Here is a 25,054-nt window from a genome sequence, read left to right on the forward strand (position 1 = left end):
TTAGGATATAAAATGACAAATCCATTAACTTTAGCGCGCGTTCCTCAGCCGGCGCGTTGGTTGGTTAATTCATTATCTCGCTTACCTGTGCTTTGCCGTTGGTATGAAGAATGGCTGTCTGGTGATGGCGGTGATGCGAAGGCTTTTCTGAATTATACGTTGGATAAAACCGGTGTTAATTTTGATGTTGTGAATGAAACTATATTATCGGCATTACCTAATACCGATGGGGCAAAAAAGGCGCCTTTAATTATAGTGGCAAACCATCCTTTAGGTGGTTTGGAAGGTATGTTGTTAAGCCGCTTGCTATTGCAATACCGGAAGGATTTAAAAGTATTAACCAATGAAATGTTGTTAAGCTTTAAAGAGTTTAATGATTTATTTATTGGCGTTGATGTATTGAACCCCAATAAACAAGCGCAAAATGCAAAAGGCATGCGTCAGGTGGCCAAGCATTTATCTTCTGGTGGTGCTTTACTTGTATTCCCCTCGGGGACTGTTGCAAGAATGACGCGAAATAATTGGGCTGTAACCGAAGCGCCTTGGCAAGATATTGTTGGTCGCCTTGCCTTAAAATATAAAGCGACATGCTTACCTATTTATGTTTCGGGTAAAAACAGCACGCTCTTTTATTTAAGTGGCTTAGTTCACCCGCGGCTGCGAACATTATTATTGCCGCGGGCTATGATTTCGAAAAAAGGTGAAGTGGTGCGTGCGATTGTAGGCAAGCCATTAGTGCTAGCCGCTGAGGATTTGACCCCAGAAGCCGCGACGGATTACTTGCGCTTGCAGTGCGAACTATTGGCCGAAACCGATGCGCCAATGGCGAATAGCCAGGCATTAACAACTATCGCGGTTACCAATACCGAGCAACGCGCCAATGTCGAGCAGCACCTTGCACGCAGCGCTTGTGACTGTATTGTTCGGCGAGGTGAATTGGCTGTGTATTGCCTAGCCTATGATGCATTGGGGCCGCTGCGTACAGTGCTTGCTAATGAGCGCGAAAAAACTTTTAGGGCGGCAGGTGAAGGGACTGGACGAGCGTTTGATCAAGACCGGTTTGATCCGTTGTACCATCACATCGTTGCTTGGGATCACAGCGCACAGCAGCTTGTTGGTAGCTACCGTGCAGCGAATGTTACCGATGTGATAGCCAAGGCTGGGTTAAACGGGTTATACAGCTATTCTTTATTTGCTTATGACCAACGCTTTTTGGCGTCGCTCGGTGGCTCGATAGAAGTGGGGCGCTCTTTTGTGACTCAGAATTATCAAAATAACAGTAGCGCCTTAGATTTATTATGGTGTGGTTTAGGCGGTTTTATGTTACGCAACCCGCAATGCCATACGTTTTTTGGTTGCGTGAGTATCTCGCAGGCGTTTGCTCCTGTGGTGCGGGCATTATTGGTTGATACGTTAATGACAAAGCACGCAGCGGATGACAATACGCGTACCTTAGTGAAAGCGCATACGCCGGTTGCTTTAAAGGAAAAATTTTGGAGTGACGAGCTTATCGAGTCGATGGCAAGCATGACGGCGATTAATAAATTATTGGGGCGCGCTAATTACCAGCTTCGCGTGCCGGCTTTGATTCGACATTATTTGGCACTTAACGGGCGTTTTATTGATTTTTCTGTGAATACACATTTTAGCCATTCGATGGATGGCTTAATTTATGTTGATTTACGTAAAACGCCTCCGCGCTACCTTAAGCGTTACCTTGGCGTAGAGGGGGCGCGTTTTTTTCAAGCGCGTTGGAGCTGTTTGGCGGGAGTTGCTTAAATGTTGCGTGATGCGTTGCTTGATTGCCTATTGCAAGTCGAAACTGTGCTAGATGCTTGGGAGCAAGCGCCTGATGCTTTTGTTGAGTTGGGTGTTGGCCGGCATCTGCGCCATATCTATGATCACTTTTTGGCGGCGCAACCTGCAGCGCTGTGCGCGCACAATAACAACGACGTATCGATTGATTACAATTCACGCAACCGTGAAGCACTGATTGAGCGCGATTTATTGGCATCCCAGCAAGCGCTTGCAGCCTTATTACAATGGTGCCAGCAATTGCCCGCAGATGATGTTTTATTTAATTATCCTGTTGTTGTTATTTCTGAGGTTAATTGTTTACAGCAAACCTCGGCGAGTTTTAATTCCTATATTGCGCGTGAGTTACTCTATTTGATGAATCATGCAATTCACCATCTCGCATATATCAAGCTATTGCTGTGTGGGGTTGGTATTGAGCTGCCTAGCCATGTGGGCATAGCACCCAGTACGGCCAGTTACCAGCGCCAGCGTGCCGCCGCATCTGAGGGAGCCCGCGAGTGTGTACGGTAACGGCTTTTTATTGGCCGCAAAGTAATTTGGCTGAAGGGCCATTATTAACCGTTACAATGAATCGCGATGAAGCTGTAAATAGGCCTGAGGGTGTTGTGCAGCATAAGCGCAGCCCTAGTGGCGATTTACTACGCTGGTTTCCAACCGATGCTGCAACTGGCGGAACTTGGTTTGGGGTTGGGTGTGCCGGTCTAGTCTTTGCCCTGTTAAATCGTTACCAAGACAGCCAAGTATTGGGGAATACTGCGGTAGTGAGCCGGGGGGCGATTATTCCACGGCTTTTACAATGTCGCAGCACTGATGAAGTGGCCCAACATTTGTCGTTAGCATATTGCGGAAATTTCTCACCTTTTGATCTTCTTGTATTTATAGGTGGCCTATGCCATCAGTTTAGCTGGAATGGTAAGCAGTTGGAAAAACAGCAGCACGCTATTAGCGGCGGTTTTTTTTATACCTCTTCTTCTATAAATATGGCGCAGGTGCTGGATTTCCGGTCGCAGCAGTTTCGGGGTTTTGTTCAGCAGTATAAATATTATTCGCGGTATGAATTTTCTGATTATGTGGTTAGCGCGTTACATAGTTTGCAGGGGGATAACCCGTCGTACAGTATTAATATGATGCGCTCAAACAGGCAAACGCGAAGCATTTGTCAGGTGCGGGTGGCTGCGGGTAAGGTTGAGTGTGATTATTGGCCGCTTGCCATTAAGCATGCGCCGGTAAGCTAGTTTGTAATTGTGTTGGGTTTTATTGCGTACAGCTTTGCTTTGCATCATTGAAAAATACGGCTTTGGACTGGCCAAATTGGAGAGAGGGGATTATGCTCCACAAGTTGTTCATTTCGTTGCGCTTAATACATGTTTGATCATCACGATTTGCTACGCCTACAAAAGACCTTTAGCGAGTTCTCGCTCGACCGTATGTGTCGCACCACGAATACTGACCTGCCTGCACTTTATCATTACCTCGAGTTTTATGGTTTTTTGTATACGCTTAAGGGCTTATCGGTTGAGTATTATTGCGGCTACCGCACACCAGAAGGCGAAGCGGGGCGTTGGGGGCGCATTGCTACCCACTATTGGCGCCTGAGTGAGGCGCGGGGCACAGTGTTTGTCGTGCACGGCTTATTTGATCATGTGGGGTTGTATCAGCCTGCGGTGCGCTATTTGTTGGATCAGGGTTATTCGGTTGTAGCCATTGATTTACCCGGGCACGGCCTAAGTGATGGCGAAGCGACGGTAATCGACAGCTTCGACAGCTACGCCGATGTGTTGGCTGAGTGCGTGGCTTATTTTGAATCCCGCATGCAAGGCCCTGCTTATGGGTTAGGGCAAAGCACTGGCGGCGCGGTAGTGCTAAATCACTGTTTTAGGGCTGCCAAGTGTGGCGACAGCTGCCCATATCAAGCGATTATTTTATTGGCCCCGTTATTAAGGTCGGTGCGCTGGCGCTGGGTGAATATGGTTTATCGAGCCTTTTCCCCGATTATTCGCTCGATAAACCGTTCTTTTGTTACTAACTCGCACAATGAATCGTTTAACCATTTTTTGGCGACAAGCGATATCTTACAAAGCCGGCGACTTTCTGTGCGCTGGGTGACGGCCATGCGTGAGTGGGCTTTTAATTTTGATCAGCAACCGAAGCTTGATGTGCCGGCGCTATTGGTGCAAGGAACGGGTGATCGGGTAGTAGACTGGCGTTTTAATGTGCCTGCATTTTGTGGCAAGTTATCTAATGTTGAGCAGCTTCAAATAGATAAGGCCATGCATCACTTAGTGAACGAGTCACCTGAATATCGCCGGCCGCTGGTGAAGGCGGTGGGGGTCTTTTTAGCTAATCATGCGGCTTCAGGGGCTGATGCGAGCGGGTTTCGAGACCCAAACACTAATGAGCGCGATTTAGACTAAAGCGCCAGCTGTTCAAAAATAAAAGCTGTTTTCATGGGTTTGCCTTCTGGTGTAATGGCTGCCCAAGTAAATACGCTATTCAATATTAAAGCGTTATCGCCGCTGCGGAATATCTGCTGTTCAAACTGCCCGCGTGCAGCGCCTTTTTGCTTAAGCTTTAATCCCACCCAAAAGCTATCGCCGCTACGCAAAGGCTTTTTGTAATCGAGTTCTGCCCGCGTGACGACAAGGTTTACCCCTTCTTTTGCCAGTTTGGCAAAGCTAAATCCGTTCGCAATAAAGAATTCGTGGCGTGCATGCTCAAGGTAGTTTTGGTAAACACTGTTGTTAACGATGCCTTGAAGGTCGCACTCGTAGTCGCGCACCTTAAACTCTAAGCTAAAAAGGAAATCGTCTGGCGAAGCATTATCCATGATGGTCTCGATGGTGTAGCCATACCCTAAGTCGGGTGACGACTTAGGGCCAGCAGAGCTTAAAACAGTACGCGGCAGCGGATTGTGCCTGGGATATTGCGAAGTTGCTCGAGGGCGACCTCACTGTAGGCGGCCTCTACATCAACAACGACGTAACCGACTTTTTCGTTGGTTTGCAGGTACTGGCCGCAGATGTTGATGTTGTTTTGGCTAAAAATTTGGTTGATGGCAACAAGAATACCGGGCTCGTTGCGGTGTACGTGTAATAAACGGTGTACGTCATTCTGGCTGGGCAAGGCAACCTCGGGGAAGTTTACCGAGCTGGTGGTGGTGCCGTTGTCTGAATATTTCACCAGCTTGCTTGCGACTTCTAAGCCAATGTTTTCCTGCGCCTCGGCAGTAGAGCCACCGATGTGCGGGGTTAGAATGGCGTTATCAAATGCGCGCAATGGGCTTATGAATTCGTCGTTATTGCTTTTGGGCTCGACGGGGAAAACATCGATGGCTGTACCAGAAAGGTGGCCACTTTCGAGCGCTGCAGCAAGTGCATCAATATCTACCACTGTGCCGCGCGATGCGTTAATGAATATGGCTCCTTTCTTCATTTTGGCGAATTGCTCGGCGCCTATCATGTTTTTGGTGGCTGCGATTTCGGGTACATGAAGGCTTACGATATCGGATTTGGCCAACAGGGCGTCTAACGTAGGAATTTGAGATGCGTTGCCCATAGGCAGTTTATTGACCACATCGCAAAAGATAACGCGCATGCCGAGTGACTCAGCCAATACGCTCACTTGCGAGCCGATAGAGCCGTAACCCACAAGGCCTAAAGTTTTGCCGCGTATTTCGAAGGAACCTGCGGCTGACTTTAGCCATTCGCCGCGATGACAGCCGGCGTTTTTTTCAGGAATGCCGCGGAGTAATAAGATGGCTTCAGCAATAACGAGCTCAGCGACACTGCGGGTATTGGAGTAGGGTGCGTTAAATACAGCAACACCATATTCTTGAGCTGCTTGTAAGTCTACTTGGTTGGTGCCAATGCAAAAACAGCCTACAGCAATCAGTTTTTCGGCTTTTTCAAACACTTCGCGGGTCAGCTGGGTACGCGAGCGCAAACCAATAAAGTGCGCGTCTTTGACGCGTTCGGTCAATTCGTCACCGGTGAGGGCAGAAGGCAAGTAATCGATATTGGTATAGCCGGCGGACGTTAAGGTATCGACTGCCGATTGGTGTACGCCTTCTAGCAATACAAATTTAATTTTGCTCTTATCGAGTGACTTCTTTGCCGCGCTCATATGCTCTTACCTAAAAATAAAACGTTTAGATGATGAAAGTGAAACTGGGGTTGCTGCACTAGCGCCGCTTAGGGTTGAAGTAACCTCTGGCGCTGATGTCAAAAATGGGGCGCGATTCTACCACAACCCCTTGCTTTTCTGGGTGTTTTTTAGTCGCTTGCTTTTAAGGTTTTAACGCCGCTTGCGGTACCCAGCAAGAGGATGTCGGCTGGCCTAAGGGCGAATAAACCGTTGGTGATAACACCAGTGATTTGGTTGATTTGGCGTTCTAGCTCGCAAGGCGCGGTAATGCTAAGGCCTTCCACATCTAAAATGAGGCCACCGTTATCGGTAATAACACCTTCGCGGTATATCGGGGTGCCGCCTAGGCGAGAAAGCTCGCGGGCAACATATTCGCGGGCCATAGGGATGACCTCAACCGGGAGGGGGAACTGGCCCAGCGTCTCGACCTGTTTGCTTTCGTCGGCAATGCACACAAATTCTTTGGCTGCTGCGGCAACAATTTTTTCCCGAGTTAAAGCTGCACCACCGCCTTTGATCAGCTCTAAGTTGGCGTTGGTCTCGTCGGCGCCATCGATATACAGGTCTAAACCATTGGTGTCGTTAAGGTCTTGAACCAAAATGCCGTGGCCGCGCAAGCGTTTAGCGCTGGCTTCCGAGCTTGCCACTGCCGACTTGAACTGGCTTTTAAGCGCCGCTAGCCCATCAATAAAAAAATTGGCCGTAGAGCCTGTGCCTATGCCTAAAACACTATTGGCGGCGAGTTTTGGTGCTATGTAGTCTAGGGCGGCTTGTGCGACGGCGAGTTTCAATTGGTCTTGATTCATCTTGGCAGGTACTCCTGATACTGAGTCGGGCGCTAATGGCGGCGTATGCGCTGTTGGGCATAAATTCTGGCGTGCATTGTAGCCTAAAGGCCCAACCGACTAAACGGCGATGATGCCCTTTATGTATCGCTGCACCTGTGACTATTGAGGTGATGTTGGCGTGTTGCAGCTTTGGCGCCTTCTACTATGCTTTTGGTTGTAGGCCATGAATTTATGCGCAATTAATGAATGGGAAGCTTGGCGGGCCATATGGTAGTAGCGACATATAAAACACCCAGTATTTGCGTTGTAGACGATAGCGATGACGATCTATTGGTCCTTAAGCGCGCGTTGAAGCAATTGAATGTCATTAATCCATTACAACGGTTTGATAAAGCAGAAAGTGCTTTGGCATTTTTAACCTCCGATGAGGGCCGACTGGCGAATGTGGGTTTGTTGCTGCTGGATATTAATTTGCCGGGCACAGATGGTATATCGCTATTGGAAAAGCTACGCGCTCATCGCGGTTTAATGAGCGTTCCGGTTGTGATGTTTACGACATCCGATGCGCCGGAGGATATCCGCCGCAGTTATCAAGCGGGGGCTAATGCGTTTGTGACAAAACCTGTAGCAACATCGGGGTTTACCGAAGCAATTAATTCGACGCTGTCTTTTTGGTTAAGAACGGCGCGTTTGCCGTTATCGTATTTTGAGGACGTCTAATGGGAGGGGAATTGGAAATTGCACGTCCAGTACTTATTGTTGACGATAACGCCGACGATCGCACAGCTTATAAGCGCTTTTTGAAAAAGTACGAGCATGATTTCCCTTCAGTTATTGAGTTGGAAAGCGGGCAGGATATAGAAAGCTTGCTTCATCAATACAACCCTTGTTGCTGCATTCTAGATTATCAATTACCCGGCCAAAACGGCTTGGTAGTACTTAAAAATATTCGCCGTGAATTTCCCGCTGAGGTATTACCTGTCATTGTGCTTACCGGCGAAGGTGATGAGGAAGTTGCGGTTGAAATGCTGCAAAACGGTGCGCAGGATTACCTCGTAAAAAGCGAGGTTAATGCATCACGCCTCTATGGCGCTATTCGCAGTGCATTGCAAACGGCTAATTTACAAAAGCAATTAACGCGCTTAGCGCACTACGATGCCTTAACTGGGCTGCTCAATCGAAGTTTGTTAATAAATCGTTTGGGGCAGGCTATTCATCGGTGCAATCGCTACAATCAAAAATGCGCTATTTTACATTTAGATATTAATAAATTTAAACCAATGAATGAGACGCATGGCCAAGAGTACGGCGATGCGGTATTACAAGAGGTTGCCGAGCGCATTCGCAAAAATTGCCGAGCAACGGATTCGCCGGCGCGATTAGGGGCTGATGAATTTGCCATACTTTTAGAACAAGTAGAAACCGATATGTGCAGTAAAATCGCGCAAAAATTGGTTGATGCTGTCGAGCAGCCAATGGTAATCAATGGCCGCGAGCAAGCGATTCAAATATCCATTGGGATATCGATATACCCCGATACAGCTAGTAGTGGCGATGACTTACTGAAACAAGCCGACGAGGCGCTGCAACGGGCAAGACGTAGTGAATCGCTCAAATTTGTGAGTTTTTCAGCAAAATATAAACGTGAGTGGACGCGGCAACAAATTTTGGAGCGCGACCTGCCAGCCGCTATTGCCAATGGAGACTTGGCGCTTGTTTTTCAGCCCATAGTAGACACTCAAACCTATGATCTAAAGCGTTTAGAAGTATTATCGCGCTGGCCGCGTTTGGATTACGATGTCTATGCGCTGGAACTCATCGAAATGATCGACCGGCTGGGTTTGGCTGATGGTTTCCATGATTGGTTATTTAATGAGGCATTTACGCAAGCGCGTAAGTTGGCTGATGGTAACGTGAGAGCCGATTTGTGCCTGAATATTCCCGCTAACTACTGTTATAGCAAATCTATCAGCCGTGCAGTGGAAGAATCTTTGGCGCGCCACCAGGTCGATCCACGACGTGTTGAGTTAGAAATTACTGAATCAACATTAATGCTGTATCCAGATCGTAGTGTTGAACTGTTAAATCAATTGCACAAAAAAGGCCTGCGTATCGCGGTTGATGATTTTGGTACAGGCTATAGCTCTATGGCTTATTTAACAAAGCTACCACTGGATACTTTGAAAATAGATAAGCACTTCTTCCTCGATAATATACGCGATGGGCGCAACAAAAAAGTGATTAGTGCAGTCACCGCGTTAGGGCATAGTTTAGGTTTAGAGATTATTGCTGAAGGTGTAGAAACATCGGCCGAATTGGAATTGGCGTCGCAAGTTGGGTGTGATTTATTGCAGGGGTTTTATTTTGGCAAGCCGGCGCCTGTTGGTGATGGCTGGCCAGATTTCTTTAAGCGCTTCCCCCTTGTTAACCCTCAAGCCTAGCGGGTTGTTGAGGATGTATGCTTCTAGCTAACGCGGCTTCAGCCTCTATGATAATAAAAGATTATTTGTTTGCGCTAGCGTATTTGCGAGGCCCCTCGTATAGAGGGTGTCTTTATGCCCAATGAATGGTGGTTGCGTTTAGTTGAGCTACTTGGGTCTGTTGTTGCCTTTTCTTTTTGTATTTATTTAAGTTTAACCTTAGCCCCTGCTGCCAGCTACCAAAGTGTATTTTGGCCATTAGCAGGCGTTGCCCTTGCGGTGGTATTGGTGAGGGGGCAGTGGCATTTACTTTCGTTATTCGCGGCATTATGCACTACCTACCTGCTGAATACCGAGCTGTATTTAACGGTTAAGGGCAGTGTACTGCTAGTTGCACTGATTCTTATGCCCGTTATACAAGTTGCCGCTGGCCATTGGATTATTAAGCGGCATTGCGATACGAACCTGTGGGTTTTTGCGGATGCGAGAAAATTATTGCAGTTGATTATTGCTGGTGGTTTATTGCCTGCTTTTATCAGTGCAGCCTTCCTGACTATTTTTTTGCAGTTCTATGCCAAGATAGATTTACAAGCCAGTATGGATGTGGCGCTAAGTGTATTCTTGGGTAATTTGTGCTCGGTAGCCATTATCACACCTTGTTTATTACTAATTTATTTAAAAAACCATTTGATATCCCGCTACCGAAAGTTGCGAATTGTTATTCCGGTTGCCGGTTTGTTTGCTGTTGCGGCCCTGTGTTATGGCGCACTGTATCATCAGCTGCGCGCACAGTTGGAATTCGAGCATCAAACAATATTAGATGACAACGCACGTGAGTTAGAGCATCGAATTAATGCTGTTTATCAACAGCTGCAAACGTTGCGATTTTTTTTAATGGAGGATAGGTTTCAAGTCGCTGAGCGTTATGTGACCGCAGCAGAAAAGGCTATGGCTGCGCATCAAGCGATTGACCGGGATCCACCTTACTTTGCGACGGCATTGCTTAAGTCGAGTGAGAGTGACGAAGCAGAAATAGATAATTATATTTTGGAGTACATTCACCCAGAAAGCGCATTCCCGATGCTTAAAGGCTTGCCCTTAGCGAATGATAATATGTCTTTGCGAGTTTTATTGGCGGCATCTTCGCGGGTGGAAGTGCGTACTTTACCCAGTTTGGACCTGGCGCGAACATCGGCAGGCTCATTTGTTGCTATATTGCTGCACCAGCTTTTTCCCGATGACCCTTCAAAATTGTTAGCTTCTGCTGTCGATGTTTCAAATTTAGCGTATGAAATTGGGGCGCAGTATGTAGATGGTTACAAGGTATTTAAAATTGAGGATGTATTGTCTGGGCGTTTATTGTATCAATCCCGAGGCCGTGAGCTATTTTCTAACCGTAGTAACTTAGTATATCGCCAGATTATTGCTTTTGGTGATCGCAGTTGGCGCTTGACGGCCGTTTACGATTTGGTTTGGATGGAGTATCGGTTACAAAAGAAATTGCTGTATATCAGTATGCTTTCGCTATTTTTAATTGCTATTTTTACCCTGCTAATTTTAAGCGCTTTAGTGAGTGCGCAGTCTTTAGAATATGCCGTTAGCGAGCGCTCTAAAGAGCTTGAGGAAGAACGGCGATTTCTAGATGCTATTTTTGAAAACTTACCGTTATTTGTTTATGTGAAGGACGCTCTTTCACGTAAATTCGTACGCGTTAATCGCCATGTGGAGCGGGTATTGGGTGTACCACGTAGCCATTATGAAGGTAAAACGGTGTACGACATTTTTGATGACGACACAGCGGCTAAGCGTACCGCTGCTGATATTAAAGCTCTTGACCATGAAGGCCCGTTGGTCGTAGGTGAGGAATCAATTAATACCCCCATGGGGATGCGCTGGCTATTTACGCGTAAAACTGTTATTCGCGATAGCAATGCTAGCGCGCGGTATATTCTGGGCATATCAGAAGATATCACTGAGCAACGCCGGCAAAATGAAACCTTGGATAGTCTTGTAGAGTCTCTACCTATGTCGCTAGTCGTGGTAGACGAAACGGGCATTATCGCTTATGCCAATGGCAGCGCGCAGCAGCTTGTTACTATCCAAATTGAAAAAACCACCCTGAAAGAAATATTACCCGATTGCGATTTTTCGATAATTCGCGAAATGCTTAGCCAGCATACAGAGCAGTCGCAACCAATTACAGTTATTGCAAAGGTGTGTAATAACGAGGGGGCTTGGCTTCCTGTTGAAGTCACTTTCAAACGAGCCCGGTGGGCAGGCGATTATCGATATCTCGTCTTAATCGCAGATATTTCTGATCGAGTCAGTGCTCAAAAATCGTTGCGCGATAGTGAAAACCAACTGCGGTTACTTATGGCCAATTTGGGTGAAGGTGTTTGTGGTATCGACCCAGTCGGAAATGTTACTTATGCGAACTTGGCCGCCTGCGAACTATTAGGCTACGAAATATTGGAAATTAAAAACATCAATTTTTATCAATCTATTTTTGATGGAAATAATGAAGGTGGCGACCCTATATTTAAAGCGTGTTCACTGGGGCAAATTACACGTTGCTCTAGTGCGATATTTCTTCGTGGCGATGGTTCGCCGATGCCTGTTGACTTTGTGTGTACGCCGCTATTATCGGACGACGATAGTAACCTTGGTGCGGTTGTTGTATTTAGTGATATACATGCGCGCTTAGAGTACGAAGAAAATCTAGCGCGCCGCAATGAACTAATTGCCCTGGGCTTGGATGCGGCCGGTTTAGGAAGTTGGGAGTGGCAAGCGACAGATAACCGTTTGGTTTTTTCTGCGACTTTATATCAAATACTTGAAATGCCAGAGGGTGCATTTTCTGAGCGTCCAGAAGATATTGACGATGTGATCCATCCGCATGATATTGCGGATGTTCGCATGGTTGATGAGCATGCCCGCCGTCACCTAGAAGTAACCGATTTTTGTTGTCGCGTAATTAAATTGTCGGGCGAGGTGATTTGGGTAACGGGTAAATATCGGTATTTTGCTGATGAGCATGGGAAAGTTGTCCGTGCGCGAGGAGTACTTTGGGATTCAACGGAAGAGACACTATTGCAACGTGATAACGCCGAAAAAACAGAAGCGCTTAAGCGTTCAAATAAAGAGCTTGATGATTTTGCCCATATAGCAAGTCATGATTTAAAAGAGCCGTTGCGGGGTATCTCCAATTACGCAACCTTTTTGCAAGAAGACTACAGCCAGCAGTTGGATCGCGACGGTAAAGACATGCTGCAAAGTATTACTCGATTAACCGGTCATATGGAGCGTTTAATCAGTGATTTGTTGAATTATTCGCGCTTGGGGCGAACAGAGTTGGCTTTTAAGCACGTCAATGCTGACGTGCTTATTTCAGAGGTGGTGGAATCATTATTGCCCCGTATGGCAGAGTTAAATGTATATTTAAGTTATGTGACGCCTATGCCTGTAGTCTATTGCGATAGCGTGCGAATAAAAGAAGTTTTTAGAAACCTTATTTCAAATGCGATGAAATATAGTCAAGGCTCTGAGCGCACAATAGAGCTTGGTTGTAACGCCGGTCATGATGAAGTTGTTTTTTATGTGGCTGATAATGGTATTGGTATTGAGCCTGAGTACCGAGATAAGATTTTTGAAGTCTTTAAGCGTTTACATGGCAGTACCGAGTATGGTGGTGGTAGTGGTATTGGCTTAAGTATTGTTCAAAAAGTAGTTGCCCAGCACCGAGGACGATTGTGGTTCGAATCAGAAAAGGGCAAAGGCAGCACTTTTTATTTTTCGCTACCTTTGTCTGTTTAGGGGGGAATGATAGGGCTAGCTCGTTTTGAGGTTTTACGGCTTGTTAACCCTTGGGAATCTCTAAAAATGAACTTTTTCCGCGGTAGCAGCGTCAGCTCCGTCCTCGAGTCCTCATTTACACCACGTAAACTGCGGCTCTCTGGGCGGTGCTTCCTTGCTCTCACACAAAAATTACTATTTTTAGAAATGCCCCCTTGTTGTTAATCTTCTTCAAGACCTAGTTTTTGCATGCGATAACGCAGCGACCTGAAAGTGACGCCAAGCTCTTTAGCTGCCATTGTTTTATTCCATCGCACTTTTTCGAGTGATCCAAGAATAATATCTTTTTCAATATCGGCGAGATAATCGTCAATGTTGGGGAATTCCAGCGCGCGTTCATAGTGGCTAATCACAGGGATGCTGGAGGTTGGTAAGTTTTCGGTAAGGATGGCGTCGTGCTTGAGTTGTAAATCGTGGCTTTCTATAGTGTCTGTATCGCACAAGGTGAATGCGCGCTCTAGAATGTTTTCAAGCTCGCGAACATTGCCGGGGAAGCTATAGCGTTCAAGCTCGTTTAATGCTGCTGGTGATATTTTGGGCGTATCCAGTTGCATGTCTGCGGCTAATTTTTGAAGAAGGTGATGCGTTAGCAACGCTACATCGTCTTTGCGATCGCGCAGTGGCGGCACATTGAGTTGAATAACGTTGAGTCGATAAAATAAATCCTGTCTGAAATTACCCTCTGCCACTTCGGCTTCTAAATTGCGATGGGTGGCAGACAGTATGCGAACGTTAAAGGGTTCTTCGGCGGAACCCCCGATAGCGCGAACGGCTTTTTCTTGAATTGCGCGCAGTAATTTAACCTGCATATCGAGCGGTAAGTCTGCGACTTCATCCAAAAAAAGCGTGCCGCCTTCTGCTGCACGAAACAAGCCTTGCTTATCTTGGTGGGCACCGGTAAACGAGCCTTTCTTATGGCCAAAAAACTCACTTTCCATTAATTCGCGCGGTATTGCGCCACAGTTAACAGCAAGAAAAGGGCTATTGGCTCTTGGCCCTCGCTCATGCATGGAGCGGGCAACAAGCTCTTTACCGCTGCCAGATTCGCCAGTGATATATACAGGGGCTTGTGAGCGCGCCAATTTAACAATACTCCGTTCGAGTTGTTTTATTGCGGGCGATTCGCCTAATAAGCGCGACTGTGTTTTGGGGGCGGTATCGTCGGTGAGCTGGTTGGAGGCTAAAGCATTTTTGACGAGGGTGCGCAAGTTGGCAAGGTCAATGGGTTTAGATAAAAAGTCAAAGGCTCCAGCTTTTAACGACTCAACGGCAGTATCCATATTGCCGTGGGCGGTAATTACGGCAACAGGTAACTGCGGAGTATGTTTTTGAATAAACCGAACAATATCGATGCCGTTACCATCAGGCAGACGCATATCGGTTAAACAAATATTGAATGCTTTTCGTTCGAGTAGTGTTTTAGCGCTAAGGACATTGTTTGCGGTCGTGCATTGAACGCCCATGCGATTCAATGTCATTTCTAGCAATTCACAAATATCCGGTTCGTCGTCAATAATTAATGCTGTAAAAAGTTCGCTCATGATAAATTTTAAATTACTCGGATTAGTTTATTCGCTGATGGTGTGAAAAATCAATACGAAAGCAAGTGCTGCCCTTTTCGGAGGCTTTGTGAAAAAGGTTGGCTTGATTAATTTGGCACAGCTCCTTACAAATATAGAGACCAAGCCCGGTTCCTTCGGCATCGGTTGTGTAAAAGGGGTCAAAAATATCTTCTAAATCACTCGGGGCTATGCCCGGGCCATGGTCAATAACTTCAATAAATGACGTATCGCTGTTGTCATTGCGGGCGGCATGGAGTTCGACTTCTTTTTGGCCGGTTGCTTTTTCATTGTATCGGGCGCCATTGTCGCATAGGTTCGTGAGTACCTGTGAGAGGTGGGAAGTATCAATGCGAACCAGTAAGGTATCTGGCGCCACCGAAAGCTTAATGCGTGCATTATTGCCTTGTTGGTAGGTTTCCACAAATGTAGGCAGCCATTGTTTGAGATCGACAATGGCCGTTTGTACTTCTTTGCGGCGTGAAATGGACAGTGTGTTCTCGATGATTTGATTTACGCGCGCGCAGTGCTGAAGAATGATTTCTACAAGGCGCTTATCATCGTCGGTTACTTGATCTGATTCCCTAAGTAGCTGCGATGCGTGGCTGATTGCGCCCAGAGGGTTTCTAATTTCGTGAGCAATGCTAGCGGTTAAGCGGCCCAGTGATGCAAGTTTAAGGTGTTGAGCTTGCTGCGTGAGTGCGCGGTTGTCCTCAATATAGAGTACCGTGCGTTGATTGCGCCCTAGTTTTAAAACAGCAGGGCTGATGCGAACTTCATGGCCGCTAGTTAGCGTATGGATCTTTGCGGGCTTGCTGATTGGATTGGCGCGCCATTCGTCAACAATCGCTTTAAGTGAGGAAATTTCCTCTAGTTGTGTTTGGCGGTAGCTCTTTGATTGCGGCAAGTCCATTAATTGAAGGGCTGAATCGTTGATAAGTTCGATTTTACCGTTGTCGTCAACCACAATAATGCCGGTGCGCATGCGGGTAATAATGGCTTGTGCCAGTTTTTGTAAATGCTCGGCGTAGGCGCTATGGGTTGCTGCCGCTAAGTCGCTGGTACGTATTTTTTCGGTAAGTAGCTGAAAGCTGATGGCTGTTAAAAACAAAACCGCACCAAGTACGCCAGAGGCAAACAGCTCTTTTTCTTGTTGTGCTTCCGAGAGCATGGCGTATACAGCATCACCAATAATAATAACGCTAGCCATGGCGGCGTAGCCTATCGCGAGGCGGCCACGGATAAAAATAGCGGCTATTGCGACATACACAATAATGAGATAACCCAGCCCGCTGGATACGCCACCACTGGCATGCAGCAAAATCAGCATGATCGAAATATCAAACAGCAAGGAGCCAACAAGGCGGTGGTGTGAATGCCGCAGGCTAGCCGGTGGCCATACGACTAATGTGAGTACACATACGCCGATATAAAGCGCGCTGGCCCATATATAGGTGTCTTGCTCTTGTGACCCAAGTACCGAGTGGGCATTACTTGTTAGCTGTAAGGCGAGTAATAAAAGGCCGATAAGTACTCGAATAACTTGGTAAGCGCCAAGTAGGCGGGTGTTATGCGGCGGGTGTTGGGTCTCGAGCACGGTATATCCTATGGCTGTTGCGCTAATCTGCTTTTTGGCATATTGGGTGGAGGCGCTAAGGGTTGCTGGTACCTAGTTGCAGGCCTTTAATCATTAAGCGGCTGGCATTTGTTGATATGCTAAAAGTGTCGGTGTAAGTTCGCGACCTATTCACTTTGCGTTGTTTGGGTAATTCAACCAAAATAGCGCCCACTTTGTATCAATGGCTTCAGTATCGCGCGGCTTGTTAAGGGCTGCAGAACACTGGAGGCAAACACTTAATATACTTGGGCGATGGCCCTAAGAATACTCGAGGTTTAAGTATAGATGTCAACGCTTGTTACCGCTTTAGCGCAAATCAACCCTTTAGTGGGTGATATTCCCGGCAATACACGTTTGATATTGCAGGCTGCCGAGCGAGCTAGGATAGACTTAAATGCCAATATTATTGTATTTCCTGAATTATCTTTAACCGGTTACCCGCCGGAAGATTTATTGATGCGGCCAAGTTTAACGCTGCGCATCGAGCGCGCCCTCGAAACGCTCTGTGCAAATAGCCATGACATTGCCCTTGTAGTGGGCTACCCCAAGCACACCGCTCAGGGCCTTGTGAATATGGCGGGGGTGGTATTTAAAGGGGAAATAATTGCCGAATATGCCAAACAGCATTTGCCTAACTACCAGGTATTTGATGAAAAGCGTTATTTCGTCGAAGGTGAAAGCATGGTTTGCGCAGATATCGAAGGCGTGCGTATTGCTTTAACTGTATGTGAAGATATTTGGCATGCCGAGCCTGCTGAGCAAGCAAAAGCAGCAGGCGCCGATATGTTGGTAAGCCTAAACGCATCGCCGTTTCATGCTAATAAGCAAAGTGAGCGCGAAGACATACTTAAAGCGCGCGCACGCCAAGCTGGCATGCCTATAGTTTACGTTAACCAAGTGGGCGGCCAAGACGAGCTTGTATTTGATGGCGGCTCAATGGTGGTTAATGCCGATGGTGAACTGGTCCATAGGGCGCCTTTATTTGCAGAATCGCTAACGGCTGTGGTTGCCAATAGCCGCCAACCCCTAGCTTACGACACCGCCGAGCTGGCAGATAACCCTAGCCACTTACCGAGTGTTTACCAAGCTTTGGTAACGGGAGTGCGTGATTATGTGAATAAAAATGGCTTTAAAGGTGTTGTGCTCGGTTTGTCTGGCGGTATAGACTCGGCCTTGACTTTGGCTATTGCCGTAGATGCCTTAGGTGCAGGCCGCGTAGAGGCGGTTATGATGCCCTTTAAATATACATCGGAAATGAGCCAAAGCGATGCCGCCGAGCAGGCTCAGCGCATGGGAGTGACTTACCGCTCCATTGGTATAGAGGCTATTTTCAATGCTTTTAATGCAGCCTTAGCTGGCGAGTTTGAAGGGCTAGCGGCAGACACCACGGAGGAGAATTTACAGGCTCGTAGCCGTGGCGTCTTGCTGATGGCCATCTCCAACAAAAAAGGCGCGCTGGTCTTAACAACCGGTAATAAAAGTGAAATGGCGGTAGGTTACGCCACCTTATATGGCGATATGGCTGGTGGTTTTGATGTTCTAAAGGATGTGCCAAAGACGCTGGTATTTGAGTTGTCTCGGTACCGCAATACTATTGCACCGGTCATTCCTGAGCGCGTGATCACAAGGCCACCGTCAGCTGAGCTAGCGCCGGATCAAATCGATTCAGATTCCTTGCCCGCGTACGATATTCTGGATGAAATACTGCGCTTGTATGTCGAGCATGACCAAAGTGCAGAGGCCATCATTGCTGAGGGTTTTAATGAGGCAGACGTTAAGCGCGTTGTGCGGCTTGTTGATATTAATGAATATAAGCGCCGCCAAGCCGCCATTGGTCCTCGCATTAGCCAGCGAGGCTTTGGTCGCGACCGTCGTTACCCCGTAACGAATGGCTGGCAGTTGGGTGATTAAATTGTGGGCTTAATAGCCCAGTGGAGCCCAAGGAAGGCTCCGTAACATTCCTTCGATATCACACCTTTTGTAAACCTGAAAATAAAATAAGCTTGAGTTGCCGCTGAATAGCGGCAGCGGCTATAGGCTGAGCTGTTGTTTGATGGCTTTTGCTGTGCCTATGGCACCAGAGGTATCACTGTGAATGCAGAGCGTATCGCATATTAAAGGGCGTAGTTTTCCGCTTGGCGTGGCAACTTGGCGGGATTGCAGTTGGCGTACCTGCTGTAAGCTTTCGTTGTAATCGAGTAATGCATCTGGCTGCGCGCGCGCGACTAATCGCCCATTTTCGTCATAACGCCTATCGGCAAAGGCTTCGCGAATTAACTTTACGCCGGCTTGTTTGCAGGCGTTACTTATTTCTTCTTGTCCGGCTAATAGCATTAGTGGCAAATCAAGCTGCTTTGCAACGCTAATGACTGTTTCTAGTACTTGTGGCTTTGTGCAGTCGTTATACAGGGCGCCATGGGGCTTGATGTAGCCTATGGGGATGTTTAACTTGCTTGCATTAAGGGTCAGCGCTTTGACTTGTTCGAGTAGACTCAGCGCAAGAGCTCTGGCGGAAATATCCATGCTGATGCGGCCAAAGTTTTCACGGTCAGGATACGACGGGTGGGCGCCAATGGTAACGTTGTGCTGTTTGGCCAGTGTGAGTGTTTTCATCATCGTGCTGTCGTTGCCGGCATGCCCGCCGCAGGCAATATTGGCCCAGTCTATGTACGGCATTATGGCGGCATCAATAGCGCTTAGGCCTTCGCCAAGGTCGCAGTTTAGGGGTAATGATAGTGAGGGCATGATTTTCCTGCGGTATTGGGTAGCTATAGGGTGCGGGCAAAGTATTGTAGTCTGGGGAAGCTTAAATTAGCAGCTAAAAGTGCCCTAAAAGCGTTCAACGTCCGACATTTTCGGTAAAAAGTGCTTCCAAATGGCTCGATTTCTATCACCTGTTATCGGCAAGGGCATGCTGCTATAATTGCCGCCGATTCTTACGAGAGGAGGTGAGTTTAAGCAGTATAACTGCCTACTTACCTTCTTTATATTGACGACATTCCTCTCAAGGCAGGTTACCTCGATGTCAGATTACAAAATTATATATACCGAAACCGATGAAGCCCCAGCGCTCGCAACCTATTCCTTCTTGCCCATTGTAAAAGCATTTACAGGGGCGGCAGGAGTAGAGGTAGAGCTAAAAGATATTTCCCTTGCTGGTCGCATCTTGGCGGTATTCCCTGAGTACTTGAGTGAAGAGCAGCGTCAACCGGATGCCTTGGCTGAGCTAGGCGAACTGGCGAAAACGCCTGAAGCGAATATTATCAAATTGCCGAACATTTCGGCTTCAGTACCGCAGTTAAAAGCGGCTATTAAAGAATTGCAGGCTAAAGGGTATGCACTACCTAACTACCCAGAAGAGCCAAAAACAGATGAAGAAAAATCTGTGCAGTCGCGCTACGACAAAATTAAAGGCAGCGCAGTAAACCCTGTGCTGCGCGAAGGTAACTCTGATCGTCGTGCACCAGTACCGGTTAAAGCCTATGCCCGCAAAAACCCACACTCGATGGGTGCATGGGATGCGAACTCACGGTCTCATGTTTCGTCAATGACGGGCGGTGATTTTTACGCGAGTGAAAAATCGATCACTTTGGCGCAAGCTGATAAATTTAAAATTGAGTTTGTCGATACCGCTGGCGCTTCCACCGAACTTAAAGGTTTCGCACCTTTGCAGGTCGGTGAAGTACTTGATGCGAGTGTAATGAGTAAAAAAGCCCTAGTCGCTTTTTTAGAAGAGCAGATTGTTGCAGCAAAAGCAGAGGGTGTACTTTTCTCGCTGCATTTGAAAGCAACAATGATGAAAGTGTCGGACCCGATTATTTTTGGTCACGCGGTTTCGGTGTATTACAAATCCGTATTTGAAAAGCATGGTCAGATTTTTGCCGATTTAGGTGTATCGCCGAATAATGGTATTGGCGATGTTTACGCAAAAATTCAAAGCCTACCAGAGGCACAGCGCGCTGAAATCGAAGCCGATATAACTGCTGTTTACAGTCTGCAGCCCGAACAAGCAATGGTGGATTCCGATAAAGGTATCACCAACTTGCATGTACCCAGCGATGTTATTATTGATGCTTCTATGCCTGCTATGTTGCGTTCTTCGGGGCAAATGTGGGGCGCCGATGGGCAACAAAAAGATACCAAGTGCATCATCCCAGATCGTTGTTATGCCGGTGTTTATCAGGCGGTATTTGACTTTTGTAAAGAGCATGGCGCCTTTGACCCTACCACCATGGGCACTGTGCCCAATGTTGGTTTGATGGCTCAAAAAGCAGAAGAGTATGGTTCGCACGATAAAACATTCGAAGCTCCAGCGGCGGGCGTTATTCGCGCGGTTAATGAAAGTGGCGAAGTCTTATTGCAGCAAACGGTAGAGGCCGGCGATATCTTCCGCATGTGCCAAACCAAAGACGCCCCGATTAAAGATTGGGTGAAATTAGCGGTTAACCGTGCGCGCGCTACTGGCTCGCCAGCGGTATTCTGGTTGGACGAAAACCGTGCGCACGATGCTGAATTAATTAAAAAGGTGAAGGCTTATTTGCCAGAGCACGATACAAGCGGCCTCGAAATCTTAACGCTTGCGCCGGTAGAGGCGACTCTTTACAGCTTGGCGCGTGTTAAGCAGGGTTTAGAAACTATTTCTGTTACGGGCAATGTATTGCGCGATTACTTAACCGATTTGTTTCCGATTTTGGAGCTAGGTACATCGGCGAAGATGTTATCGATTGTTCCGCTAATGAATGGCGGCGGCTTGTTTGAAACAGGGGCGGGTGGTTCAGCGCCTAAGCATGTGCAGCAATTTGAAAAAGAAGGGTACTTGCGTTGGGATTCGCTGGGCGAATTTTTGGCATTATCGCCTTCGCTAGAGCATTTTAGCCAAGTGGCCGGGAATGCTCAGGCAAAAGTTATTGCAAAAGCGCTAGATGTCGCAACAGCTAAATTTCTTGATAACAATAAATCGCCTGCGCGCAAACTGGGCTCCATTGATAACCGTGGCAGTCATTTTTATCTGGCCATGTATTGGGCAGAGGCTTTGGCGGCGCAAGATGAAGATGCTGGCTTAAAAGCTAAATTTATACCCTTGGCCCAACTGCTGATTGAAAAAGAAAATGACATTGTTGCTGAGCTAGTCGCTGCGCAAGGTAGTGAGCAAGAGCTTGGTGGTTATTATCGTTTAGATGCCGATAAAGTCAGCAAGGCAATGCGCCCAAGTGCAACGTTTAATGCGGCTTTAGCTGGTCTGTAAATAGCGGGCTTAGTGACACATAAGTAAAAAATATTGCTTAAGTGTATTTGATTTAATATTGATATTAATCCCCGCCTTCGTAGCGGGGATTTTTTATGTGCAATAGTGAGAAATTATGAGTATTGATAGCAGTTTGCTGATGCGTGCCGATCACAAGTGTGAGTTGTGTGGTAGTACTGAAAATTTTCAGGCTTACGAGTTGCCGCACTCTGAAGGGCGAAGTGATAGTGCTATCTTGGCCTGTGAAAAATGCCGACAACAATTACCTGAAGGCAATACCTTGGAGCCAAATCACTGGCGCTGCTTAAACGATACCATGTGGAGCCCAACGCCTGCGGTTCAGGTGATGGCGTGGCGCTTGTTGGCGCGCCTTGAGGGTGAAAGTTGGGCGCACGATTTATTAGACATGCTGTATTTAGATGATGACCTGAAGGCTTGGGCTGCGGCGGGCCTGGAAGAGGAGGACGAAGATGCCGTCGATTGCCGTGACAGTAATGGCGTGCGTTTATCTGCAGGTGACAATGTTGTTATTATCAAAGATTTGCCCGTTAAAGGTTCGAGTTTAGTGGCTAAGCGAGGGACTGCCGTGCGAGGTATTTCTTTGACAAGTAACCCTGAGCATATTGAGGGGCGTGTAGAAGGGCAGAGAATTGTTATTTTAAGCTGTTATGTCAAAAAGTCGTGAGTGCACAGCGCTAAGGTTTGTTAGGTGTTGCGAGTTTAAAGGCTAGCCTTGGTTATTTATTGTTATAAAATTCGCAATTATTCAGGTGGGTGCGACATGATGGTCACCCAAAAATGATCAGTTTGCCGGCCTATTTGAGCATGGCTGAATAGTTACTAAAATTCTAATTAAGTTGGGGTGGTGTATGTGGTTACAGCGAGATATTCAGCTTCGCGCTCGAAATAGAGGGTTTCATTTGGTGACGAGTGAGGTACTTGATGCAATTCCGGAAATATCCAATTTGGCTGTCGGGTTGTTGCATGTCCATATTCAGCATACATCTGCCTCTTTAACGGTAAATGAAAATGCTGACCCAACAGTTAGGCAGGATTTTGAAAGTTATTTTAACCGCACGGTGCCAGAAAACGAGCCCTACTACTTGCATGATGATGAAGGTAGTGACGACATGCCAGCCCATTTAAAAGCCAGTATTTTGGGTGCTAGCGTTTCGCTGCCCATTAAAAACGGCCGCTTGAATGTGGGGACTTGGCAAGGGATTTATTTGTGTGAACACAGAAATTATGGCGGCGCTAGGCGCTTGGTATTGACGTTGAATGGCGAGTAGCTAAGGTTATTACTTGGTGTTAAACCTAGAAACCGCAGTTGAGAGTCAAAAAGATGCGTATTCCGTTGGTGTGCATGGCGTGTAGTAAAAATGTGTAGTCACCTTATTGGTGATGAATCATTTTTATCACATGTCAGGTGCACCAAGGGGATGCGTAGACTTTGATGGTTCAACTGCGGTTTTTAGGTTAAAGGCAGTTCTCGGGCTTGGGTAGCCCCGCAACTTTTGCAGCAACTTTTGCTGGGCTACCAGGGAACAGTTGTAGTAAATAAATGCTATTCGCCTTTTCTTTGCCCAGCTGAATGCCAATATATTTAATGAGTGGGCGCATCGCGGGGGATAAATCAAACTCGCGATAGAACTGCTGTAAACAGTGAATGATTTCCCAGTGAGCGTTGGTGAGTTCGATGCCTTCGTTCTTGGCTAGTGCATTAGCTACCGGTTCACTCCAGTCACTAAGATTGATTAAAAAACCTTCGGCATCCAGTGCGGGTAACTTCATATCCATTGCTCAGTACCAGCTTTGTATTGGCGAATGCTGGCAGCTTAGGGCGACAAAGGCATCGTAATCAATGGTTTGCTTGCGCTTGGTGGCAACGCCGCGAGCTTGGGTGTCGGCGGCAATGGCGAATACTTGCTGGCTTTTGCATGCGGCTGAAAATAATGGATCTTGCAATGCGTAAACGCCGTCATTAATTAATATTAATGTGTCTTGCGGTGAGAGGTGCTGTAAGCAACTTTGATAAGCGCTGTGCGACGGAGGTTGGCTTAAAATGTGTAATGTCATGGCTTTAAAAGCTCAATACGGTTTTGGCGCTATTCATTAGGGTGCGTATTTCATCGGTCGATAATAGTTGCACATCTAACGTGGTGGCATCGGCATCTAAGTTTCGAGCTTTTAAGCTATCGGATGCCGCGTATAGGGTGTCTATGCCAAATAGTGGTAGGGCGGCGCTCATCTTTTGATGGCTTTTGCGCTGAATGGCTTCGGCTGCTTGGTTGCTGATTAGCTGGAATACGCCGTCATCTAAAAAGAGGATGGCCATGTTTTGCTCAAAGGCGCCTGCAGCGAGTGCTGCTTCAAGGCCTTCTCGTCCTAAGCTGCTGCCGTAAGGGGAGTGGCGAAAAATAAAAAGTAGATCGCAAGGCTGCATCGTTGCGTTATCCAAAGGTGATTACTCGGTCGCTGGTCGCTGCGGCTTCTATCAATTGCCCTAATCCGCTAAGTTCGGAGTTGCCCAGTAAATTGGGTGCGGCTTTGTTGTGTCGCTTGCTTTCGCTTTCGTCCAGTACACCGCGTCGCGCCGCTGCTGCAATACACACTACGCTATCAATGTTGTTTTCGTTAATAAAGGTGCTCCAAGCAGCTGCAAGGTCGAATTCTCCTTGGGGGGTAATGGCTTGTGCATTTAGGTTGTACACACCGTCCCCGTAAAAAAATAGGCGGTGTATTTTGTGTTGGTTGCGTACCAAGGCTTGGGCGTACTGAAGGGCGTTGTAGCTAGTGCCACCGTGAAGTGAGTGCGGGCCGCTGTTAATAACGAGGGAAAAAAGCATAGTGCTAGGGCTTAAATAAAAACCGCCAGCTGGGCTGGCGGTTTAGGTGTTAATAATTTGCTGCAGCTTAGTCGTCGTTCATTACGCCAAGAATGTGTAGCAAGGCTGTAAATAGATTCAATATGTCTAGGTACAGTCTTATGGTGGCCATGATGTAGTTGGTTTCGCCGCCGTGAATAATGGCGCTGGTATCGTACAAAATAAAGCCAGACATTAATAGTACAACTACAGCGCTTAAAGCAAGGCTCATCGCTGGCATGTGAATGCCAAACATGCCAAGCACCATGAAGGCAAGGCCAGCAACAACAACGGTGATTAAGCCTACCATCAAGAAGCCGCCCATAAAGCTGAAGTCTTTACGGGTAGTTAGTACGTAGCCCGATAGCGCAAAGAATACCAAAGCGGTTCCGCCAAGGGCTTGCATTACGATCATTCCACCATTGGCAGACTGTAGGTAGTAACTAATGGTGGGCGCTAGGCCTGCGCCCATTAGTGCGGCTACAGCAAAGACCACTAAAATACCTTTGGGTGAGTTGGCAACCTTGGGTAAAACAAACCAAATCAAGCCTATAGCACCAAATGAGAATGCAATAGAGATAATGTGGGATAACCCAATAGCCATGCCAACGAATGCTGAGATAGCACTCACTAGCATCGTTACAGCCAATAAACTGTAAGTATTGCGTAAGACTTTGTGGGTCTCTGCATTTTGAATCGAACTTGCAGAATAAACCTGTTGCATGGTGAATCTCCTAGGGTGAGTCA

At 47.1% G+C, this 25,054-nt stretch carries 22 protein-coding genes; 11 read left to right on the top strand and 11 right to left on the bottom strand.

Translation table 11 applies throughout. The annotated features are described in order from the left end of the window. Positions 1 to 12: 12 nt before the first annotated feature. From MARGE09_RS09400 to MARGE09_RS09415, 4 genes are all read left to right on the top strand, one after another. Positions 13 to 1,779: a lysophospholipid acyltransferase family protein gene (locus MARGE09_RS09400; RefSeq protein WP_236987076.1), complete on the top strand. Its 1,767-nt coding sequence runs from the start codon at positions 13 to 15 to the stop codon at positions 1,777 to 1,779. Continuing rightward, entirely contained in the window at positions 1,780 to 2,328 is a 549-nt protein-coding gene (locus tag MARGE09_RS09405; protein ID WP_236987077.1) for a hypothetical protein, read from the top strand. It abuts the gene before it with no gap. Further along, complete coding sequence (locus MARGE09_RS09410) at positions 2,316 to 3,053, top strand: NRDE family protein (protein WP_236987078.1); 738 nt, start codon at positions 2,316 to 2,318, stop codon at positions 3,051 to 3,053. The genes MARGE09_RS09405 and MARGE09_RS09410 overlap by 13 nt, the downstream gene beginning before the upstream one ends. Positions 3,054 to 3,182: 129 nt before the next feature. After that, positions 3,183 to 4,232 carry an alpha/beta hydrolase gene (locus MARGE09_RS09415; protein WP_236987079.1) on the top strand — a complete coding sequence of 350 codons (1,050 nt, stop codon included), beginning with the start codon at positions 3,183 to 3,185 and terminating at the stop codon, positions 4,230 to 4,232. Here the strand turns inward: MARGE09_RS09415 and MARGE09_RS09420 are convergent. From MARGE09_RS09420 to rpiA, 3 genes are all read right to left on the bottom strand, one after another. After that, positions 4,229 to 4,645 carry an acyl-CoA thioesterase gene (locus MARGE09_RS09420; protein ID WP_236987080.1) on the bottom strand — a complete coding sequence of 139 codons (417 nt, stop codon included), beginning with the start codon at positions 4,643 to 4,645 and terminating at the stop codon, positions 4,229 to 4,231. The genes MARGE09_RS09415 and MARGE09_RS09420 overlap by 4 nt on opposite strands. 59 nt (positions 4,646 to 4,704) lie before the next feature. Beyond that, on the bottom strand, positions 4,705 to 5,940 hold the full coding sequence (gene serA, locus MARGE09_RS09425; protein WP_236987081.1) for a phosphoglycerate dehydrogenase: 1,236 nt from the start codon (positions 5,938 to 5,940) through the stop codon (positions 4,705 to 4,707). A gap of 149 nt (positions 5,941 to 6,089) precedes the next feature. After that, positions 6,090 to 6,767: a ribose-5-phosphate isomerase RpiA gene (gene rpiA, locus MARGE09_RS09430; RefSeq protein ID WP_236987082.1), complete on the bottom strand. Its 678-nt coding sequence runs from the start codon at positions 6,765 to 6,767 to the stop codon at positions 6,090 to 6,092. Between the two features lie 249 nt (positions 6,768 to 7,016). Between rpiA and MARGE09_RS09435 the strand changes: the two genes are divergently transcribed. From MARGE09_RS09435 to MARGE09_RS09445, 3 genes are all read left to right on the top strand, one after another. Beyond that, complete coding sequence (locus MARGE09_RS09435) at positions 7,017 to 7,469, top strand: response regulator (protein WP_236987083.1); 453 nt, start codon at positions 7,017 to 7,019, stop codon at positions 7,467 to 7,469. Beyond that, positions 7,469 to 9,190: a GGDEF domain-containing response regulator gene (locus tag MARGE09_RS09440; protein WP_236987084.1), complete on the top strand. Its 1,722-nt coding sequence runs from the start codon at positions 7,469 to 7,471 to the stop codon at positions 9,188 to 9,190. The genes MARGE09_RS09435 and MARGE09_RS09440 overlap by 1 nt, the downstream gene beginning before the upstream one ends. 114 nt (positions 9,191 to 9,304) lie before the next feature. Beyond that, positions 9,305 to 12,982, top strand: coding sequence for a PAS domain S-box protein (locus MARGE09_RS09445; RefSeq protein ID WP_236987085.1), 3,678 nt, complete (start codon positions 9,305 to 9,307; stop codon positions 12,980 to 12,982). A 200-nt stretch (positions 12,983 to 13,182) separates the two neighbouring features. Here MARGE09_RS09445 and MARGE09_RS09450 read toward each other — a convergent pair whose 3' ends face one another. Together MARGE09_RS09450 and MARGE09_RS09455 are read right to left on the bottom strand one after the other, a co-directional pair. Beyond that, positions 13,183 to 14,562, bottom strand: coding sequence for a sigma-54-dependent transcriptional regulator (locus MARGE09_RS09450; protein WP_236987086.1), 1,380 nt, complete (start codon positions 14,560 to 14,562; stop codon positions 13,183 to 13,185). A gap of 22 nt (positions 14,563 to 14,584) precedes the next feature. Continuing rightward, positions 14,585 to 16,177, bottom strand: a complete 1,593-nt coding sequence (locus MARGE09_RS09455) for a sensor histidine kinase (RefSeq protein ID WP_236987087.1) — start codon at positions 16,175 to 16,177, stop codon at positions 14,585 to 14,587. A gap of 306 nt (positions 16,178 to 16,483) precedes the next feature. On the opposite strand from MARGE09_RS09455, the gene MARGE09_RS09460 reads away from it, so the two are divergent. Further along, positions 16,484 to 18,109: an NAD+ synthase gene (locus MARGE09_RS09460; protein ID WP_236987088.1), complete on the top strand. Its 1,626-nt coding sequence runs from the start codon at positions 16,484 to 16,486 to the stop codon at positions 18,107 to 18,109. A gap of 120 nt (positions 18,110 to 18,229) precedes the next feature. Here the strand turns inward: MARGE09_RS09460 and pxpA are convergent, their stop codons facing one another. Continuing rightward, complete coding sequence (gene pxpA / locus MARGE09_RS09465; protein ID WP_236987089.1) at positions 18,230 to 18,943, bottom strand: 5-oxoprolinase subunit PxpA; 714 nt, start codon at positions 18,941 to 18,943, stop codon at positions 18,230 to 18,232. A gap of 277 nt (positions 18,944 to 19,220) precedes the next feature. Here pxpA and MARGE09_RS09470 point away from each other — a divergent pair, with 277 nt between their 5' ends. The 3 genes from MARGE09_RS09470 (at position 19,221) to MARGE09_RS09480 (ending at position 22,732) form a co-directional block, all read left to right on the top strand. Next, on the top strand, positions 19,221 to 21,443 hold the full coding sequence (locus MARGE09_RS09470; protein ID WP_236987090.1) for an NADP-dependent isocitrate dehydrogenase: 2,223 nt from the start codon (positions 19,221 to 19,223) through the stop codon (positions 21,441 to 21,443). Between the two features lie 115 nt (positions 21,444 to 21,558). Beyond that, positions 21,559 to 22,128 carry a PhnA domain-containing protein gene (locus tag MARGE09_RS09475; protein WP_236987091.1) on the top strand — a complete coding sequence of 190 codons (570 nt, stop codon included), beginning with the start codon at positions 21,559 to 21,561 and terminating at the stop codon, positions 22,126 to 22,128. A 184-nt stretch (positions 22,129 to 22,312) separates the two neighbouring features. Beyond that, entirely contained in the window at positions 22,313 to 22,732 is a 420-nt protein-coding gene (locus MARGE09_RS09480; RefSeq protein ID WP_236987092.1) for a secondary thiamine-phosphate synthase enzyme YjbQ, read from the top strand. A gap of 187 nt (positions 22,733 to 22,919) precedes the next feature. On the opposite strand, the gene MARGE09_RS09485 is transcribed toward MARGE09_RS09480, so the two are convergent. From MARGE09_RS09485 to MARGE09_RS09505, 5 genes are all read right to left on the bottom strand, one after another. Continuing rightward, on the bottom strand, positions 22,920 to 23,234 hold the full coding sequence (locus MARGE09_RS09485) for a TusE/DsrC/DsvC family sulfur relay protein (RefSeq protein ID WP_236987349.1): 315 nt from the start codon (positions 23,232 to 23,234) through the stop codon (positions 22,920 to 22,922). Between the two features lie 9 nt (positions 23,235 to 23,243). Continuing rightward, positions 23,244 to 23,519: a sulfurtransferase complex subunit TusB gene (tusB, locus tag MARGE09_RS09490; protein WP_236987093.1), complete on the bottom strand. Its 276-nt coding sequence runs from the start codon at positions 23,517 to 23,519 to the stop codon at positions 23,244 to 23,246. A gap of 4 nt (positions 23,520 to 23,523) precedes the next feature. Next, entirely contained in the window at positions 23,524 to 23,886 is a 363-nt protein-coding gene (gene tusC, locus MARGE09_RS09495) for a sulfurtransferase complex subunit TusC (RefSeq protein ID WP_236987094.1), read from the bottom strand. A gap of 7 nt (positions 23,887 to 23,893) precedes the next feature. Continuing rightward, entirely contained in the window at positions 23,894 to 24,289 is a 396-nt protein-coding gene (tusD, locus tag MARGE09_RS09500) for a sulfurtransferase complex subunit TusD (RefSeq protein WP_236987095.1), read from the bottom strand. Positions 24,290 to 24,356: 67 nt separating this feature from the next. Continuing rightward, entirely contained in the window at positions 24,357 to 25,031 is a 675-nt protein-coding gene (locus MARGE09_RS09505) for a Bax inhibitor-1/YccA family protein (RefSeq protein WP_236987096.1), read from the bottom strand. Between the last annotated feature and the right edge of the window lie 23 nt (positions 25,032 to 25,054).

Source organism: Marinagarivorans cellulosilyticus (assembly GCF_021655555.1).
Lineage (GTDB): Bacteria > Pseudomonadota > Gammaproteobacteria > Pseudomonadales > Cellvibrionaceae > Marinagarivorans > Marinagarivorans cellulosilyticus.